Here is a 20,554-nt window from a genome sequence, read left to right on the forward strand (position 1 = left end):
ATGGTTTAAAATTTTTTATGAGTCTAACCGAATCAGTAAAACATTCTCATGATCAACAACATAAAAATGTTGCTCATAATCCTTTTAATGGACCCACCATTCAAAAAGTAATTCTTACCACGCAATCTCAAGCAGAAATATGGATTGCCTGTAAATTGGGTGGAGACGATGCAAACAGAGCTTACAATGAATCTGTTTCTTTGGTTTTAAAAGGTGAACTTAATTTTAGTGCTGTTGATACTGCAATTCAAAAATTAGTTCAACGTCATGAGTCATTAAGATCAATTTTTAGTGCTGATGGTCGTTTTATGAGTGTTCTGGAATTTAAGCCAGTACATATTGAACACCACGATTTTTCTAAACAAACACCTCCACAGATTGAACAATCAGTTAAGGAATACGTCGTGGGTGATGCCAATTATGTATTCGATTTAAAAAATGGTCCTTTATTTAAAGTAGGTTTACTTAAAATAAATGACATTGAACACCATTTAGTGATCACTGCTCATCATATTGTTTGTGATGGTTGGTCACTTGGCATCATACTTGAGGAAATTGGCGCACTTTATTCAGAAAGTGTAACTGGCAAACCACATTCACTCCCTAAAGTGGATGATTTTAGCGAATATGCAGATGAACTGCAATCAAATACAGATAGCGAGACGCAAGAAAAAACCGAAAAATTTTGGATCAACGAATATAAAGATTCGATTCCTGTATTAAATTTACCTACAGATTTTCCAAGACCAGAATTAAGAACCAATAAAAGTGAACGTCAAGACTTTTCAATTGATAAAGATTTACTTGCAAAATTAAAAAAAGTTGGTTTAACATCTGGAGCTAGTTTTGTCACTACTTTGATGGTTGCTTTTGAAATTTTTCTTTCCAAACAAACTGGTCAAAATGATATTGTAATTGGTTTACCTGCTGCAGGACAGTCTGTAACTGGTAAAACACAATTGGTAGGTCATTGTGTCAATCTATTGCCTTTGAGAAGTAAAATTGACGGTAATCAATCATTTAGTAATTATTTAAGGCACAGAAAATCTTTAATCTTTGATGCATATGATCATCAGCAATTAAGTTTTGGCGAATTATTGCAAAAACTAAAAATACAAAGAGACCCTTCCCGTGTTCCGCTTGTTCCTATAGTGTTTAACATTGATATGGGAATGACTGCTAGTGTTGATTTTAAAGATCTAGATTATAAGCTCATTAGCAATCCAAGAACTTATGAAACCTTTGAGGTTTTCTTAAACGCAACAGGTTCTCAAGACGATTTTATTTTAGAATGGTCGTATAACTCGTCTCTTTTTAAAGAAGCTACGATAAAACAAATGATGGTTTCTTTTGAAAATATCATTAAAAAAATAGTTGATGATAGTAACATTAAGATTTCAGATATTATTGAAATTGACAACTCAGCTTATACGCTTCTAAATGATACCAAATCGTATTATCCAGAAGAACACTTATCAGACTTACTATCACAACAAGCACTAAAATATTCAAATAAAACAGCTCTAAAGTTTTTAGATACTCAAATCACTTATGGAGAACTCGAGCAAAAAGTCAACCAATTATCAAATCAACTATCTGATAAAGGTGTTATATCTGGCGATTTTGTTGGCGTTTGTTTACCACGTTCTATTGAGCTTATTATTATTTTAAGAGCAATAATGCAATGTGGAGCAGCTTACGTTCCTCTGGACCCAAGCTATCCTGTCCAACGATTGGATTATATGATTGAGGATTCTGAGGCTAAATTTTTGATAACCACTAATGAGCTATCCAAAACTTTAAACTCTAAAGCTAATTTATTGGTTAAGGATAATTTGTTTTCTTGTTTAGATGAATTTTCAGATCAGCCAATTTCCGTAGAAAAAAACAATAGTGATGTTGCTTATTTATTGTACACTTCGGGCTCTACAGGTAAACCAAAAGGTGTTGGAATAACCCATAAAAATATTGTTAATCTGCTCTATAGCGTATTGGAAAATCCAGGCGTAAAAGAAACAGACACACTTATTTCTATCACAACTATTTCTTTTGACATTGCCATGGTTGAGCTTTATGCGCCTTTATTAATTGGTGCAAAATTGATAATAACCAACGAGGAAACCTCAAAAGACACACGTTTATTATTGGATGTGATGATAAAGGAGAAAGTAACTCTAATGCAAGCGACTCCAACGACTTGGCAAATGTTATTAGACTCTGGATGGAAATCTCACTTGCCAATAAGAGCTTTTAGCACAGGCGAAGCTCTACCATTATCGCTTGCAAAAAATATTCTAAATCTTGTTGATGACCTATGGAATTTATATGGACCAACAGAAACCACTATTTGGTCTGCAATAACTAAAGTAGAAAAAACAGATGAATTGATCCCAATTGGTCTTCCTGTAGCAAATACACAGTTATATATTGTAGATGAAAACAACAACATGGTCGCGCCAGGAAAGATTGGTGAACTTTGCATAGCAGGTGATGGTGTTGCAAAAGGATATTGGAAAAAAGAGGATCTAACCAAGGAAAAGTTTGTAGATAATCATTTTGATTCAAATTCAAATTCTAAATTATATCGTACTGGAGATTTGGCAAAATTATTACCAGACGGAAATGTACAATGTTTGGGTAGAATTGACCACCAAATTAAAATAAGAGGTCAGCGTATTGAATTGGGTGAAATTGAGCAAGCGCTAGACGGTTTGCAAGGCGTACAGTCATCTGTTGTATTACTTAATGGTGACCTTTTAGTGGCAAATTTGATTACTTCGGAAAAAGAGAAAAATGCAAATCAAATCGAGCAATGGAAAACGAGCTTAAAACAGCAACTTCCTGCTCATATGATTCCGCAACTATTCAACTTGGTTGGTGAATTTCCAAAGACTTTAAATGGAAAGATAGACCGAAAAGCATTGCTGGTAAGTTCAACAACAAACAACATTAAAACTAGTTTTGCTGAACCTTCCACCGAATCGGAAAAAATAATTCAATCTATTTGGGAAGAGTGCCTAGGTTTGGATAATATTGATGTGAATAGTGACTTTTTTGAAATTGGAGGTCATTCACTAGTTGGCGTAAAAGTTATGGCTAAACTTGAAAAAGAGACGGGTAATAGAGTTCCTTTAGTTGCACTGCTAAAACACTCCACTATTAAAAAATTGGCAGCTTTTATGGATAGCGAATTTTTTACTTGGGATTCATTAGTACCTTTAAAACCAGAAGGCTCAAAACCACCCTTATATATTGTGCATGGTGCAAATCATCATGTATTGATTTTTAATGAACTAGCGCAACAACTAGATAAAGAACAACCAGTTTATGGACTACAATCCAGAGGCCTCAATGGGTTGACAGAACCTCACGATTCCATCCATGAAATGGCAGCAGACTATATTGAAGAAATTTTAGCCTCAAATCCAGAAGGTCCCTATGCGCTTGCTGGTTTTTCGTATGGCGGAATTGTTGCATACGAAATGGCAAGACAATTAAAGGCAAAAGGAAAGGAAGTGACTATTCTTGCACAGTTTGACACTTATGTTTTTCCTGAGTATTACCATAGCAGTCCATCCAAGAAAAAAGTGTATTCTATTTTTTATTTAATGGGCAAAGTGGTTTATATCTTTTTAAATATGTTCAGTAATAAAAAGAATTTTATTAGACGAACAGAATTGATAAAACTACAGCTTAAAGGCTTATACTTAAGACTTAAATATGGAAAAGCCAAACAGTACGAAATGCAATTTAATGTGGCTCTAAAGCTTATGACAAATCATAATATTGCAACAAGTAAATACACCATTGTACCTCAAGATATTGTTATTGATTTGTTTAGGGCCAAAGAAGAAGTGAATTTTGTACATGACCAGAAGTTTTTAGGCTGGAAAAAAATGGCAGAAAAAGGTATTCGTAGGCATATAGTACCAGGAAACCATGTGGATATGTTTGAAAAACAAAATGCTACAGAGTTTGCAAGAAGTTTACAACATGTCTTAGATAATTATAATTCTCAGCAGTATGAGTGAGATTTTCTGCGGAAATATTGAAATTATAATTAAAGATTTCCAAACTCTACCTGAAGATAAACTAGATTTAAAATTATTTAAAATTCAACTCTCCTCCTATGTTCACTTAGTTTCAGAATTAACAAGTGTTTTAAATTTAGAAGAATTAAAACGTGCAAATTCATTTCATTTTGAAAAGGATAAAAACAGATTTATAATCTGTAGATCTATACTAAAATTTCTGCTTTCAAAATTTACTAAAATTTCCTTAAGCCAAATTGAAATCAGAAAAGACACCAACAATAAACCATATATAATATCTTATGAAGTAATTCACTTTAATGTATCACATTCTGAAGACTTTGTGATTATAGCAATTGACAAACAACCTATTGGTGTTGATTTAGAATTTTTAAATAAAAGTTTTGATTTTTCAGAAATATTGCCTTCTGTATTTAACAAAATTGAAATCGATAACATTTTAAATTCAGAAAATAAACCACATACTTTTTTCACTTATTGGACAAGAAAAGAGGCTGTTGTGAAAGCCACAGGAAAAGGCATGACTGATCATGTTATTCAAATTCCTGCTTTAGATGGTTTGCATTCTGTAAATCCTAAATTGATTGAAGGCTTTGAGGATTTGAATGTTCTTAGTTTTGATATTAATAAAGATTACGTAGGCTCAATTGCCTCAAGTAAAGACTTGACTAAAAATAGCCAAATACAAGTTTATGATCTTCCAAAAACTATTGAAGCTTTAAAATAGTTTTGTTTTTAAAACAAGTAGTGAAAAAAATTACTCAAATTTTCAATTGAATCAACGTAAATAAGTGTTTTTCATCGTGTTTATTTGGTTTGTTGTACGTTAATCATAGATATTTATCCATAAATTTAACTTTGACCTAACCTATAAGTTTTAAATTTGTCCCAAAGATCCCTCGCTAGACAATTTTAATTGAATAGTTTAAACTTGACTAAATAATTATGAATTCAAAAATATGGTTGTCTTCACCTCATATGGGTGGAACAGAACAATCTTATGTAAATAATGCTTTCGATACGAATTGGATCGCTCCATTGGGACCTCATGTGGTTGGTTTTGAGAGCGATATTCAAGAATATCTCAATCAAAGCATTCATGTGGCAGCCTTAAGCTCTGGTACTGCTGCATTACACTTAGGTTTGATATTGTTGAATGTAGGTCATGGAGATGAAGTTATTTGCCAGAGTAAAACATTCTCTGCATCTGCCAACCCAATAATCTATCAAGGAGCTATCCCAGTATTTGTGGATAGCGAAAAAGATACTTGGAACATATGTCCAGAACAATTAGAAATTGCTATAAAAGACCGTATTAGCAAAGGAAAAAAGCCTAAAGCCATTATCGCTGTGCATCTCTACGGAATGCCATATAAGGCAAAAGAAATCGGAGCTATCTCTAAAAAATACGATATTCCGGTTTTAGAAGATAGTGCAGAGGCACTTGGAAGTTCTTATCACGGAGAGAAGTGTGGAACTTTTGGGGATATTGCTGTCTTGTCATTCAATGGAAATAAAATCATAACCACCTCAGGAGGAGGTGCGTTAGTAAGCAAAAATCCAGAAATAAAAGAAAAAGCTGTCTTTCTCGCTACCCAAGCAAGAGATAAAGCTGTTGAATATTTACATTCTTCAATAGGCTATAATTATAGATTGTCTAATGTACTTGCTGGAATTGGGAGAGGTCAAATGGAAGTTTTAGATGATCGCGTAAAGGCAAGACGTCGCGTATATGAATTTTATAAGGAAAGTTTTAATGACATTGAAGAACTTAAATTTAATGATGATCATGAAGGGTTTTATAGTAATCGTTGGCTATCTTGTGTGCTAACACCTTCCGAAGGCATAAGAGAAGGGATTAGATTGAGTTTAGAAAAGGATAATATTGAAACCCGACCCCTTTGGAAACCAATGCACCAACAGCCTGTATTTAAGGATTACCCGCAATATCTCAATGGTATTTCAGATGAGTTGTTTGAAAAAGGCTTATGTTTGCCTAGCGGTTCTAACTTAACTGATGATGAACTAAATAGAGTATCATCTGCAATAAAAACTTATTTTAGAGCATGATTAAAAAGTTTTTACAAGATATATCAGATAAATATGCGTCTAAATGGCTGGTTATGCTGTTTGACTTGTGCATTATAGCTTTTGCTTTTATTGCTGCATATATTATTCGATTTAATTTTATAATCAACTTTGACGTCTTAATTATGCTAAAGCAAATTCCATTTGTTTTCTTAGCAGCATTAATAAGTTTTATCATTACTGGCTCCTACAAAGGGGTTGTTAGATTTACAGGTTTTAAGGATGTAATCAATATTATAATTGGCGTTAATATATTGGCGACGATATTAATTGTCTCGACATTTTTTAGCCGAAGATTTAATTATGAGAGCATCTTCAATATTTCTGGTTCTGTAATTTACATTCACTTGTTACTTAACATTCTATTTTTAGTTGGTTCAAAACTTTTCATAAAGTCTGTTTACAACAAGCTAATGCAGGATTTTAAAACGCAAAAACGTGTTTTGATTTTTGGAGCGGGAAACGCAGGAATGATTACCTACGATGCCATTTCAAACGATCCTACAAATAGTCACAAGGTCATCGGTTTTATTGATGATAACGAGAGAAAAATTGGTAAAAAAATAAACACTTTATTAGTATACAGTCTTGAAAAAATCGATCAAGAACTTATTGAAAGAGATAATATAGAAGAAGTTATCATATCTGTTCAAAATATCGATTCATCAAGGTTACTCCAAATTTCAGGATTATTATTTGAGTTAGGTCTAAAAGTTAAAATCGTGCCTCCTGTACAGCATTGGATTGATGGAGATTTGAGCTTAGGTCAAATTAAGGAAGTCAATATTGAGGATTTATTAGGTAGAGACCCTATCTCTATTACAAATCCAGCACTTCTAGACGAGTATGAGAACCAGATTATTTTAATTAGTGGTGCTGCAGGATCAATTGGAAGCGAGATTGCAAAAAAAGCTACTAATTACAATTATAAAAAATTGATTCTTATTGATACTGCGGAATCACCTTTGTATGATTTACAACAAGAATTTGTTCAAAAGAACGTTAAGAATTTTATAGCCATCGTTGCAGATGTCCGGGATTTTAGACGAATGGAAAAATTGTTTCAACAATATAAGCCCAATATCGTTTTCCATGCTGCAGCTTACAAGCATGTTCCTTTAATGGAAAACAATCCATTTGAAGCAGTTACCGTGAATATTGGAGGGACACGTCATATGGCAAGTCTTTCTGTAAAATATGGTGTAAACAAATTTGTTTTAATTTCTACTGATAAAGCTGTAAATCCAACAAATGTTATGGGTGCCACAAAACGTATTGCAGAGCTATACGTCAATTGTTTGCAAGGAAAAGGTAAAACTAAATTTATAACTACAAGATTTGGAAACGTATTAGGATCCAATGGTTCTGTAATTCCGTTGTTTAAGAAGCAAATTGACAACGGAGGTCCATTAACTGTAACGCATAAAGATATTACTCGTTATTTTATGACCATTTCTGAAGCATGTCAACTCGTTTTAGAAGCTGCTACAATGGGTAATGGAGGAGAGATTTTTGTTTTTGATATGGGAGAATCGGTAAAAATATATGACCTTGCCAAGAACATGATTATTCTATCTGGACTTCGTTTCCCTGAAGATATTGATATTAAAATAACAGGATTAAGACCTGGAGAAAAAATATATGAAGAGCTTTTAGCTGATGGCGAAAACACAAGGCCAACATACCATGATAAAATCATGATTGCCAAAACAAAGCAAATTGATGTGCTTACTATCAGTGATAAGATATCTAATTTATGTGCTGTAAGCTCAAAATCACAAAACCTTGAGATTGTTTCTTTAATTAAAGAAATCATCCCAGAATATATTTCTAATAACTCTAAATATGAGGTATTGGATTCCAAAAAATAATTACAAATAAATCAATAAAATAAAATGCTTAAACCTTTAAAACTCATTATAAAGTCATTAATTATTTTGTCTTTTACATTTCTGTTAGCATCTTGTGGGTCTAAGAAAGAGCTAGTATACTTTCAAGATGAACCAATTGCCGATCAAAGTTTAAGTGAATTAGATAATTTTTATGAGATTCGTTACAAACCTAACGATATTTTAACCATTGATGTCTCTGCAGTAAATGTGGAGTCTGTAGCTCCATTTAACTTACCTACTGTAGCTTATAATTCTACTGCTGATGCAACAAGCCAAGCTACAATTTTGCGTCAAACTTATTTAATAGATGGTAGTGGCAATATAGAATTTCCAGTTTTGGGTACCATAAAAATAGGTGGATTAACTCGAAACGAAGCAACAGAAATGCTCAAAGAAAAAATTGGAGAATATGTAAAAGAGTTTATCGTTAATATACGACTCATTAATTTTTCAATCACAATATTAGGTGATGTAAACAATCCTGGAACGTTTACTGTTCAAGGTGAACGTATTTCTCTTTCTCAAGCTTTAGGTTTAGCTGGAGATTTAACAATATATGGAAAGCGAGATAATATTTTACTTATACGCGAAGTTGATGGAAAAAAGAAATATGCTAAATATGATCTAACATCTGTAAATGTTGTGAACTCACCAGTATATTACCTTTCTCAAAACGACGTCATTTATGTAGAACCTAATAACGCCAAAATAAAAACGTCGTCCTATAATCCAAACACAGGTGTACTTATATCTGCTGTTTCAACATTAGCAACTATAGCTGCTATTTTTATTTTTAGAAATTAATACGTTTTAGAACAATATGCCTCAAAATTCTGTTGCCAATAAAGACACCATAATAAGTCTGATTGAATTATATCTTTCAAAATGGAAGTTCATTATATTTTGCTTAATAATAGCACTTTCAATAGCATTTTTAAAAATTAGATATAGTACGAATATATATCAGGCAAATGCTACAATTAAACTAAAGGAAGATGAGAATTCTCGTAATTTATCAGAACTTTCTGCGCTTCAAAGTGGAGGCTTAGGAGGCAGTGCCCTACCAAATGTTTTAGATGAAATAGAAATTATAAAATCTAGATCCATTATTACAAAAGTAGTTGAAGAACTTAAATTAAATACTACTTTTTATTTGACCGGAAAGGTAAAAAAAGAAGAAATATATTCTAATCCACCATTGAATATAAATTTTTTCATGGCAGATTCTATTGTTGAAAACATTAGCAAATCATTATACATTAAGATTTTATCGGCTCAAAAATATGAGCTTTCTAATATTGATTACAACAAATTACTAGAGTTTAATGATGGTGAGAGAACAACCCATAGTTTTGGTGAAAAAGTAAAATCCTCTTTTGGCGAGTTTGTGCTTACACCAAATTTAGGTACTTATGGCTCAACTCCTGGGTCTCATATCGAAATCAGTTTAAGACCTGTTCATAGTGTAACTGAATCATACCTTGCGAACATTAATGTGAGTACTACTGATAAGTCTAACGTTATAAATCTATCGCTTAAAGAAGCAATAAAAGAAAAAGCTAGACTTATACTTAATAAAGTCATTGAAAAATATAACGAAGATGTTATAAATGATAAAGAAAAAATTGTTCAAACCACTACTGATTTTATTACTAACAGATTACAAGTTGTCTCAAACGAACTGGAACAAGTAGATTTTACTGCTGAAAGTCTACAAAAAGACAATAGACTCACAGCTTTAGGTTCGCAATCAAACATATTTCTAGAAAGTGAGCGCCAAACTGAAGCTCAAATTAATCAAACCAGTACACAATTACAGTTGGCTGAGTTTATGAGTGATCGTCTTGAAGACAATAATAGTGATACAGATCTTTTACCTGCAGATATTGGATTAACAGACAGTAATGTGTCTCAAATAACAAATCAGTATAATGAGCTTGTATTACAACGTGATAGAATTTTGAAAAATTCCAGTAACAAAAACCCAACAGTAGTTAATTTAAATAATCAAATAAATGCATTAAAGAACAATCTCAATCAAAGTATAGAGAACATAAAGTCTTCCAATCAAATCACACTTAACAATCTAAATAGAGAGAACTCGAGAATTCGTGGTCAAATATACTCAGCTCCAACCAAAGAAAGACAGTTTAGAGATATCAAGCGTCAACAGGATATCAAAGAATCTCTTTATTTATATTTATTACAAAAGCGTGAAGAAACAGCTATAACTTTAGGTATGTCATCCGCTAATGCAAAAGTTGTTGATCTAGCCTATGCTAGCGACAGTCCAGTAGCGCCAAATAGACAAATTATTTATTTAGCCTCAATACTAATAGGGCTCTTTATACCTGTTTCATTGATTTACGCTCAAGATTTAATTGATAATAAAATACATACAAAAGAAGACGTACAAAGATTAATTAAAGCACCTTTTATTGGAGATATCCCTAAAGGAGACGGTAAATTGAAAGTGGTTAGCAAAGTAGATTATTCCCCAAGAGCAGAAGCGTTTAGAATCATTAGAACCAATATTGATTTCATGCTTCAAAAGGTAGATGTACATTGTAAGACTATTTTTGTAACATCAACTACAGCACAAGAAGGTAAATCACACACGACAACCAATCTCGCTTCTTCCTTTTCATTTTCAGAAAAAAAGGTACTACTCATAGAAACAGATATTCGTGTACCTCGAGTTAATGATTATTTAAATATTAAAGCAAGCAAAGGGCTTACAGACTATATTTCAGATAAAAGTCTATCTGTAGAAGACGTGACAGTAAAAATAAAGGACAATCCTTTTTTAGATGTGATTCCATCGGGAACAATACCGCCAAATCCTGCCGAATTACTGATGAGCAATCGCGTAAACGATCTTTTTGAAAAAGCTAAAACAGAATACGACTACATTGTGGTAGATACTGCTGCAGTTGGCCTGGTTACAGATACACTTTTAATTAGTGACCACGCAGATATATTTATTTATGTGGTGAGCGCCAATAATATTGATAAGCGTCAATTGCACATCGCACAAACAATGTACGAAGAAAAACGACTGCCAAACATGGTGACATTATTAAACGGTAGCGTCAAGAGAAATGGTTATGGCTATGGGTACGGATATGGAAATAATCCCAACCGAAAAAAGAAATGGTACCAGTTCAAAAAGTAAATAACTAAAAAAATGAGATTAGAAACATAAATTCTAATCTCATTTTTTTTTCTCTCTTCGGAAATGAAAAAACGTTCAGAGCATTACATTTTCCGAAGAAAATGGTATATCATAACTTGCGTCTTTTCTTTTCCTGCTTCAATAGATTAAGTTCTCTACTTGTTTGACCTGCAACCGAAGTGTTTTCCTCCGCACGTCGTATCAAATAAGGCATCACATCCTTTACGGGTCCAAAAGGCACATATTTAGCAACATTGTAGCCTTGCTCTGCAAGATTGAAACTTATGTGATCGCTCATTCCGTAAAGCTGTCCAAACCAGACATTGTTGTCGGTTTTTTCAATGCCCTTTTCTGCCATCATCTCCATAGCCAGATAACAACTTTGCTCATTGTGCGTACCTATAAACAATGAAATATCATCAAGATTATTGAGAATGTAGGACATACACTTATCAAAATTCTCGTCCGTAGCCTTTTTATTTTCACAAATTGGTGATTGATAGTTCTTCTCCTCTGCCCTTTTTCGTTCTTTTTCCATATATGCACCACGTACTATTTTAAAACCAATTTTAAAGTGATTTTGTTTGGCACGTTCATGCAACTCTTTTAAATAATCAAATCTGTCCCAACGGTAGGTCTGCAAAGTGTTATAAACAATAGGCTTATCTGTATTATATTTTTGCATCATGAACTCGCAAAGGTCATCTGCTGCATCCTGCATCCAGCTTTCTTCACCATCTATTAAAACTTCAACATCTTTTTCCTTTGCAAGTTTGCAAACCGTATCAAAACGTGCAACAATGCGATCCCATTCCTTTTGCTCTTCAGAAGTCAAATTTTTACCCTCACCAATTTTCTGGTACAGATAAAAACGTCCAAATCCAGTAGGCTTAAACACCACTATTGGCATGGCCTCCTTTTCATCTGCAAACCTAATTATCTTTAAAATCTTATCTCGAGCCTCATCAAATGTAGATTCGTCCTCCTTGCCTTCTACCGAGTAATCTAGAACAGAACTCACACCCTTGGTATACATATTATCGATTACGGGCAAGCAATCTTCTTCATTTACACCTCCACAAAAGTGATCAAAAACAGTAGAACGAATTAATCCCTCAACAGGTAAATGAGCCTTTAAAGCAAAATTTGTAGCTGCTGTACCAATGCGCACCATGGGTTCGTACGATATCATTTTAAATAAAAAATACGCACGCTCAAGCTGTGAATCATTTTTGAGGGCAAATGCAACTTCGGTATTATCAAAAAGTGTAGATGTATTCATTCAATAAAAATATAACACAAAAATAATTATTCATTAGGGATTATGTTATGAAAAACTGCTAATTTTCGGCATGAATTCTATTGAAACCAAAACATACTCCGTTCATTTTAGTGAAAAGGCTTATTTAGAGCTAAATAACTATATAAATGACCACAATTTTTCTAAGATTTTTATTTTGGTAGATAGCAATACCCATCAACTTTGTTTACCTAAGTTTATGGCACAATTAGAAACTCAAACCGCTATTGAAATCATAGAAATTGAAGCTGGAGAAGAGCATAAAACCATAGATACTTGTGTTGGTGTATGGAATGCGTTTTCAGATTTAGGTGCAGATCGCAAAAGCCTGCTCCTCAATCTTGGTGGTGGCGTTGTGACAGATTTGGGTGGTTTTGTAGCATGCACATTCAAACGAGGTATCAAGTACATCAATATCCCAACATCATTACTGGCAATGGTTGATGCCTCAGTTGGAGGAAAAACCGGTGTCGATCTTGGTGCTCTAAAAAACCAGGTAGGAGTGATTAGTTCTGGCGATATGGTAATTATTGACACCTCCTATTTAGATACGCTTCCTCAAAATCAAATGAAATCTGGTCTAGCCGAAATGTTAAAACATGGTCTCATCGTCGATAAAGACTATTTTGATAAACTAACTAACTTATCAAAACTCACATTAAATGATTTAGACACTTTAATTCATGAGTCTGTCGTTATAAAAAAAGACATTGTCACCAAAGATCCCTTTGAGCAAAACGAACGCAAGCACCTCAATTTTGGGCACACATTAGGTCACGCCATAGAATCTTATTTTTTAAGTCACACCAAAAAGGAAGCACTGTTGCATGGCGAAGCTATTGCCATTGGGATGATCTTGGAATCTTTTATCTCTTCGGAAATTTTAAATCTCCCAAAACCAGATTTAGAATACATCACTCAGTCTTTAAATAACATTTATAAACCAGTAATCATTAAATCATCAGATTACGATGCCATTATTGAGTTATTAAAATATGACAAAAAAAATGAGCATGGCAATATTAACTTTGTTTTGTTAGAGGCTATTGGTAAACCCAAAGTAGATTGCTTGGTCGATAATGGGTTAATTAAAAAGAGTTTTGAATATTATACTCAAAGCTGTAAATGACATTTATAAAGTATCAAAACTCAAAAGACTTTTTGTGGTATTAGTATAAACTGTTGAAAATCTAACACTTGACTTTCTTAAAAAAATAGTCGAACTTCGTCTAATTGTGGATATTATAATTAAACAGTCGATACCCAAACATTAGACAAACAATAAAAATTTTCAAATTCATAATTTAATTCATTTCTTATTTTCCGAAGAAATTCAAACGATCAATATTGATATTCATAATCAACAAAGTAAACGTAGGTTTAAATTTAGTTGATAACTCATAGCAATTCTTTTTCTATAAATACTTAGTATTCCCTATTTTGCAACACTACTTAAAATCCAATATTATAAACCATTTAGTTATGAAAAAAATCATAATCATAATAACCCTTTGTCTATCTTCCGTTCTGTACGCTCAAAAAGAAAAAGGAACTATTTATTTTAAAGATGGATCAAAAAAAGAAGGTTTGGTCGCCATTAACGCCAACCACGACATAACGTATAAACTCACTGAAAACAGTGAGAAATTTTTGATCTATAATGCTTCTACCGTAGAAAAAGTACAATTAGAAGGTTTCGCCACCCAGTACTATAAAACCATTGAAAACGGACTTGAGAATACTGATAGATTGGTTATAAAACTAATTGATGGCAAAGTAAGCTTATACAAAGATTTTAAAGAAACCAATAACGGTAAGGTGAATCTATATTTCGTTGAGAAAGACAATGAGCCACTGGCTCAAATGTATCCCGCTAAATCCTTTGCAAAAAGTTCAGATAAAGTAATTAAAGACTATTTTCAAGATTGTCCACAGCTTATAGAGCTTCTAGACAAAGAAGCATTTAGAAAAGACGTTAAAATGAAAGAAGGTCGTAACTCACAACTTCGTCTTGAAGCGATCGTGAAATACTACAATGATAAATGCAATTGAACCATCACAGTAAACCCCATTTTATAACTGTTTAAACGCTCAAAACATCTAAAATCTTGAAAGTCTGCATTGCCGAAAAACCTAGTGTAGCTCGAGAAATCGCGCAAGTTCTTGGTGCTAAAACCAAACATGATGGCTACTATGAGGGCAATGGTTATGCTGTAACATATACCTTTGGTCATCTCTGTACCTTGATGGAACCTAACGATTACAAACCCTATTGGAAAAGTTGGGATCTCAATAATCTACCAATGCTACCGGAGAAATTTAAAACGAAGGTTACAGAAAATTCAGGTATTCAAAAACAATTTAAAATAGTAAAATCCTTGTTTGATAAAGCAGATGTGGTTATCAATTGCGGTGATGCTGGTCAAGAAGGTGAACTCATTCAACGTTGGGTTTTAGACCAAGCGAATTATAAAGGTAAAGTACAGCGTTTATGGATTTCTTCTTTAACTACGGAAGCTATAAAAGAAGGATTTAATAATCTCAAGGATTCAAAAGATTATGATAACCTGTATTACGCAGGATTTTCCCGAGCAATTGGTGACTGGTTGTTGGGCATGAATGCAACCCGTTTATATACTGTAAAACATGGTGGTTATAAACAAGTATTATCGGTTGGTCGTGTGCAAACACCAACTTTGGGAATGGTCGTAAACCGATTCAAGGAAATTGAGAACTTCCAGCCTCAACCCTATTGGGAATTACAAACCATGTATCGCGATACACTTTTTGCTTATGAGGACGGACGTTTTCTCAAAATGGAAGACGGAGAAATATTAGCCAAAAAAGTAAAGGAAGAGGATTTCGAAATCGTATCAACTACAAAAAAGAAAGGAAAAGAATACGCACCAAAACTATTTGACCTAACAGGTTTACAAGTCTATTGTAACACAAAATTTGGATTTTCAGCAGATGAAACACTTAAAATCGTACAAAAGCTATACGAACAAAAAGTAGTGACCTACCCAAGAGTGGATACCACATTTTTACCTAATGACGTGTACCCAAAAGTGGCTGGGATCTTAAAAAATCTCACAAAATACAGTGAATTGACGCAACCACTTTTAGGTAAAAAAATAAAGAAATCCTCAAAAGTATTCAACGATAAAAAAGTAACCGATCACCATGCCATTATCCCAACAGGCATTCAAATTAATTTGCAATACAACCAACAACAAGTTTACGATATCATTGTAAAACGTTTTATTGCTGTCTTTTATCCAGATTGTGACGTATCAAACACTACGGTTATCGGTAAAGCTGCAGATGTCAATTTTAAAACAACAGGAAAAGAGATTTTAAAAGATGGTTGGAAAGTGGTATTTAACTTCGGAAAATCGTCATCCTCAAACACATCAGATAAAGACACATTACCAACATTCACAAAAGGAGAAAAAGGTTCGCACGAACCCTCATTTTTAGAAAAGCAGACCAAACCGCCAAATCAATTTACAGAAGCCTCACTCCTACGCGCCATGGAAACCGCAGGCAAGCAGGTTGATGACGACGAACTTCGTGACTTAATGAAAGAAAACGGTATTGGCAGACCATCAACGCGTGCCAATATTATTGAGACGTTATTCAAAAGACAATATATAAAACGAAACAAAAAGCAAATTTTACCAACCGTTACTGGGATTGCACTAATTGACACGATTCAAAATGAATTGCTAAAATCTGCAGAGCTCACCGGTCTTTGGGAAAAACAACTCAAGGATATCGAAAAAGGAGAATATAGTGCGAGTCAATTTATCAATAACATGAAAAAGATGGTAGATGAACTCGTGTACGATGTAAGAACCGAAACCAATCGTGCCAATATCTCTCAAGCCAGCGTTGTGAAACAGAGACAAGCCAAAGCCAAAACTAAAAAAGCAGCTGGTATTACTGCGGAAATGTGCCCGAAATGCAAAAAAGGAAACATTTTAAAAGGTAAATCGGCTTATGGCTGTAGTGATTTTAAATCGGGTTGCAATTTTGTAATGCCTTTTGAAAACTTCGGAAAGAAAATTTCAGAAAAGCAATTTATCAGACTTCTAAAAAAAGGATCAACCGTGAATTTAAAAGGGTTTTCTTCGGAAAGTGGAACGACCGAAGGCTTGTTGCGTTTTGATGATAGCTTCAAAATGGTTTTAGAAGCAAAAAAAGGAAGCGCTAAAATTTCCGAAGTAAAAAATCAGAATCAGAAAAATGATAGTATACCCTGTCCAAAATGCCAAAACGGAACAATAGTAAGAGGAAAAACTGCTTATGGCTGCAGTGCCTATAAAACGGGTTGTGATTTTAGGATGTCTTTTGATACCATTCGCGAGAAGGCAAAAGATAGAAAGCTCACCAAAGACTTAGTGTATTCTATTTTAAAAAATGAGGCGTGATGCACCAACGCCATTTCAGACTTTTTAAACCCTATGGCTATTTAAGCCAATTTCAAACCAATGCTAAACACGAGATCAATAAAAAATTCTTGGGAGAATTATTTGATTTTCCGGAAGGAACGATGGCTATTGGCAGATTAGACAAAGACTCGGAAGGTCTACTCCTACTCACCACAGACGGAAAAGTGAGCTATGACGTAACGAGCGCAAACACCGAAAAGGAATATTATGTGCAAGTGGATGGCGAAATTACAGAGGAAGCAATTTCTATGCTACGGGATGGTGTAAAAATTAGCCATAGAAAAGAGCTTTACCAAACGAAACCTTGCAAAGTATCTAAATTAGAAAGTCATCCAAATTTTCCTGAGCGTGTAAAAAAAATTAGAGACGAGCGTCATGGTAAAACCACATGGATTTCTATTACCATTACGGAAGGGAAATTTAGACAAGTTCGTAAAATGACTGCTGTGGTTGGTTTTCCCACGTTGCGCCTGGTAAGAGTTCGTGTTGGGAAGATTACTTTAGAAGGAATAAAGATGGGAGAAGTTGAAGAATTAGAACGTATTCCATAAAAAAAAGTCAAAACTGATTGTATTCAATTTTGACTTCAAATCTTTTTTTTAGCACATCAAATTAAATGTGTGCAAAATAGAACTTAAATTACTTTTACACGAACCGCATTCATACCACGATTCCCTTTTTCTAATTCAAATTGTACTTTGTCATTTTCATTAATCTCGTCGATTAATCCACTAACGTGACAGAAATATTTTTCTTGATCTTCAGTATCAATAATGAAACCGAATCCTTTAGAGTGATCAAAAAATGATACTTTTCCTTTTCTAATTGGATCGTATTCTTCTTCTTCGATATCCTCTTTTTTAGGCACACCTAGAACGATGTTCTTTGCCTTAACTTTTACTTTGTCTGCTGGATCTGGTGGAGTATCTGTAAGATTACCAAATTGATCTACATAAGCAAATGGTATACTTTCTCCTCCGTTTTCTTCTTTATCCAACTTACGCGCTTCCATTTTTTTACGTTTGTCTTCGCGTTTTTTTAAACGTTTTTTTTCTTTTTCACTTTTACTAAATGTCTGTTGCGACTTTGCCATTCTTTATCCTCAGGGGTTTTGTTAATATGATGCACAATACATCAATTCTTGTAAAGATAAGTGTAAATATTGAATTAATTATAATAGTTAACAAAAAGTTAAACAAATTGACATTAATAGTATTACTATTATATTTGCGTGTAATTTAATTTATCATGAAAACTTTACTATCAAATCTTAAAATAGATATCAATGAAAATATCTATTTAAAAGATCCAGAATCTTCAGATCTTGGAAAGAGAATTATTGAGCAAAGTATCAAGCTTATAGATGAGATAGGTTTTGATAATTTCACATTTAAAAAACTAGGGATGATCATTGGCTCTAACGAAAGTTCAATTTACAGATATTTTGAAAGTAAACATAAGCTTCTCCTCTATTTAACGTCCTGGTATTGGGCATGGCTGGAATATCAGCTGGTTTTTTCTACGACCAATATGTCCAATCCAGTAGAAAAATTAAATAAAGCCATTACATTATTAACCCGAACAATCAAGTCTGATTCTACATTTAAACATATAGATGAAGTGATATTGAACAAGGTTGTTATAAATGAGTACTCTAAATCATATTTAACAAAAGAAGTAGATGACGAAAACAAAGAGGGGTATTTTGCGATATATAAGCGTTTAGTTACGCGTCTGCACGATATGATCATTGAGGTCAATCCCAATTATAAATTCCCTCATAGCTTGGCGAGTACGGTTATTGAGGGAGCGCTTCATCAACATTTTTTGAAAGATCACTTTAAATCCTTAACAGATTGTGATGATAAAACAAAAACATCAGACTATTTTACACATTTAGTAACCAACGTAATAAAAAGCAAATAATGGCAAAAACGATTTTAACTTCCTGGCAACGTTTAGTAGGCCTTTTAAAACTCGATAGAAAAGATATTAGACAAATATTTTACTACGCGATTTTTGCTGGTTTGGTGAATTTATCACTTCCGTTGGGTATTCAAGCCATTATCAATCTTTTACAGGGCGCACAAATTAGTAGTTCATGGATTGTTCTTGTAATTCTAGTAACGCTTGGTGTTGCATTTGTTGGTGTTTTGCAACTTATGCAATTACGTATTACAGAGAATGTACAGCAAAAAATCTTCACAAGATCTTCTTTTGAGTTTGCCTATCGTTTTCCGAAGATAAAATCGAGTGAGCTACGTAATTATTACCCGCCAGAACTTGCTAATAGATTTTTTGATACGCTTACTATTCAAAAAGGATTGTCAAAAATATTAATAGACTTTCCTGCTGCAATTTTACAGATTGTTCTAGGTTTGATGTTACTTTCTTTTTATCACCCATTTTTTATTATTTATGGGATTTTACTTATACTTTTAATATATCTGGTTTTTAAATTTTCTGCTCAACGTGGTTTGGATACAAGTTTAGATGAGTCTAAGCAAAAATATAAAGTAGCACATTGGCTTCAAGAAATAGCTCGTTCCATTTTAAGTTTCAAGCTTTCTGGCAGAACTAGTTTGGCTCTTAATAAAAATGATGAATTAGTTTCTGATTATTTAGACTCCAGAGAAAGCCACTTTAGAATTTTAGTACAACAATTTATTAAACTGATAGGCTTTAAAGTTTTGGTGACTGCAGGATTATTGGTGATTGGTGGTTTTTTGGTATTAAGTCAAGAAATGAATATTGGACAATTTGTTGCTGCGGAAATCATTATACTTTTGGTCATAACTTCCGTAGAAAAATTAATCTTAGGATTAGAACCATTTTACGATGTCTTAACCTCAATTGAAAAATTAGGTCAAGTTGTGGATAAAGAATTAGAATCCCAGGAAGGTGGACACATTAACCTCTCAAAAGAATTTATAGTAGAATTGGATGAATTAAGCTATAAAGTTCCCGATATGTCAAAACCAATAATTGATAATGTGACTTTAAAAATAACCCCTAAAGATCGCATAATGGTTTATGGCTCACACGGTTCTGGCAAAACTTCTCTGTTGAAATTAATAGCAGGAATCAACCAACCAACCTCTGGATCACTTCTTATTAATAATTCGGCAATTCAAGGTATTAATTTAAACGAATACCGTTCAAACATAGGGCAATCATTACCTGAGGAATCTCCTTTTGAAGGTACTATTAGAGAAAATCTAACATTTGGAGATACGACTATTACAGATGAAGACATCAATACTGTATTAGAAGAAATTAAATTAGTTGCTTTTGTAAGATCGCAACCTAAAGGTCTTAATACTATTTTATATCCTGAAGGCAAAAGATTATCCTCTACAGTATCCAAAAAATTAATTTTAGCGAGAAGTATTCTTAAGAAGCCTAAATTGTTATTACTTAAAGATCCTTTAGATCAATTTGAAAAAAAGGAAGCTAAAAGTATTATGGAGTTTCTAACAAACCCGCAACAACCATGGTCACTTATTGTGGTAAGCTACAATACAGAGTGGAAAGCGCATTGCACAAGACTTATTAATCTAGAAAACGGTAAAATAGTTTCAAATAGTTAAGAT

14 protein-coding genes are annotated in these 20,554 nt (G+C 33.3%); 12 read left to right on the top strand and 2 right to left on the bottom strand.

Going from position 1 to position 20,554, the window contains the following annotated elements:
* Positions 1-17: 17 nt before the first annotated feature.
* The 6 genes from GQ40_RS05070 (at position 18) to GQ40_RS05095 (ending at position 11,207) form a co-directional block, all read left to right on the top strand.
* Positions 18-4,031, top strand: a complete 4,014-nt coding sequence (locus tag GQ40_RS05070; protein ID WP_047546321.1) for a non-ribosomal peptide synthetase — start codon at positions 18-20, stop codon at positions 4,029-4,031.
* Positions 4,024-4,779: a 4'-phosphopantetheinyl transferase family protein gene (locus GQ40_RS05075; protein WP_047546323.1), complete on the top strand. Its 756-nt coding sequence runs from the start codon at positions 4,024-4,026 to the stop codon at positions 4,777-4,779. Before GQ40_RS05070 ends, GQ40_RS05075 begins: the two co-directional genes overlap by 8 nt.
* Positions 4,780-4,997: 218 nt before the next feature.
* Positions 4,998-6,122 carry a DegT/DnrJ/EryC1/StrS family aminotransferase gene (locus tag GQ40_RS05080; RefSeq protein WP_047546325.1) on the top strand — a complete coding sequence of 375 codons (1,125 nt, stop codon included), beginning with the start codon at positions 4,998-5,000 and terminating at the stop codon, positions 6,120-6,122.
* Entirely contained in the window at positions 6,119-8,011 is a 1,893-nt protein-coding gene (locus GQ40_RS05085) for a polysaccharide biosynthesis protein (RefSeq protein ID WP_047546327.1), read from the top strand. The genes GQ40_RS05080 and GQ40_RS05085 overlap by 4 nt, the downstream gene beginning before the upstream one ends.
* Before the next feature lie 24 nt (positions 8,012-8,035).
* On the top strand, positions 8,036-8,836 hold the full coding sequence (locus GQ40_RS05090; RefSeq protein WP_047546330.1) for a polysaccharide biosynthesis/export family protein: 801 nt from the start codon (positions 8,036-8,038) through the stop codon (positions 8,834-8,836).
* 16 nt (positions 8,837-8,852) lie between these two features.
* Positions 8,853-11,207 (top strand): GumC family protein, encoded by a 2,355-nt coding sequence (locus GQ40_RS05095; protein ID WP_047546332.1) that lies wholly within the window; start codon positions 8,853-8,855, stop codon positions 11,205-11,207.
* A 109-nt stretch (positions 11,208-11,316) separates the two neighbouring features.
* Here the strand turns inward: GQ40_RS05095 and GQ40_RS05100 are convergent, their stop codons facing one another.
* Complete coding sequence (locus GQ40_RS05100) at positions 11,317-12,489, bottom strand: proline dehydrogenase family protein (RefSeq protein WP_047546334.1); 1,173 nt, start codon at positions 12,487-12,489, stop codon at positions 11,317-11,319.
* A gap of 70 nt (positions 12,490-12,559) precedes the next feature.
* Between GQ40_RS05100 and aroB the strand changes: the two genes are divergently transcribed.
* From aroB to GQ40_RS05120, 4 genes are all read left to right on the top strand, one after another.
* Entirely contained in the window at positions 12,560-13,636 is a 1,077-nt protein-coding gene (aroB, locus tag GQ40_RS05105; RefSeq protein ID WP_047546336.1) for a 3-dehydroquinate synthase, read from the top strand.
* Between the two features lie 353 nt (positions 13,637-13,989).
* The gene (locus GQ40_RS05110) at positions 13,990-14,559 is read left to right on the top strand and encodes a hypothetical protein (protein WP_047546338.1); all 570 of its coding nucleotides are present in this window, start codon (positions 13,990-13,992) and stop codon (positions 14,557-14,559) included.
* Positions 14,560-14,615: 56 nt separating this feature from the next.
* Positions 14,616-16,940 carry a type IA DNA topoisomerase gene (locus GQ40_RS05115; RefSeq protein ID WP_047546340.1) on the top strand — a complete coding sequence of 775 codons (2,325 nt, stop codon included), beginning with the start codon at positions 14,616-14,618 and terminating at the stop codon, positions 16,938-16,940.
* A complete protein-coding gene (locus tag GQ40_RS05120) occupies positions 16,940-17,512 on the top strand; it encodes a pseudouridine synthase (protein ID WP_047546342.1) in 573 nt (190 codons plus the stop codon). The genes GQ40_RS05115 and GQ40_RS05120 overlap by 1 nt, the downstream gene beginning before the upstream one ends.
* Before the next feature lie 83 nt (positions 17,513-17,595).
* Here GQ40_RS05120 and GQ40_RS05125 read toward each other — a convergent pair whose 3' ends face one another.
* Positions 17,596-18,054 (bottom strand): cold-shock protein, encoded by a 459-nt coding sequence (locus GQ40_RS05125; protein WP_047546344.1) that lies wholly within the window; start codon positions 18,052-18,054, stop codon positions 17,596-17,598.
* 155 nt (positions 18,055-18,209) lie between these two features.
* Between GQ40_RS05125 and GQ40_RS05130 the strand changes: the two genes are divergently transcribed.
* On the top strand, positions 18,210-18,887 hold the full coding sequence (locus tag GQ40_RS05130) for a TetR/AcrR family transcriptional regulator (RefSeq protein ID WP_047546346.1): 678 nt from the start codon (positions 18,210-18,212) through the stop codon (positions 18,885-18,887).
* Positions 18,887-20,551, top strand: a complete 1,665-nt coding sequence (locus GQ40_RS05135) for a peptidase domain-containing ABC transporter (protein ID WP_047546348.1) — start codon at positions 18,887-18,889, stop codon at positions 20,549-20,551. Before GQ40_RS05130 ends, GQ40_RS05135 begins: the two co-directional genes overlap by 1 nt.
* The last annotated feature ends 3 nt before the right edge of the window (positions 20,552-20,554 follow it).

Source organism: Psychroserpens sp. Hel_I_66, assembly GCF_000799465.1.
In the GTDB taxonomy this organism is placed as follows: domain Bacteria; phylum Bacteroidota; class Bacteroidia; order Flavobacteriales; family Flavobacteriaceae; genus Psychroserpens.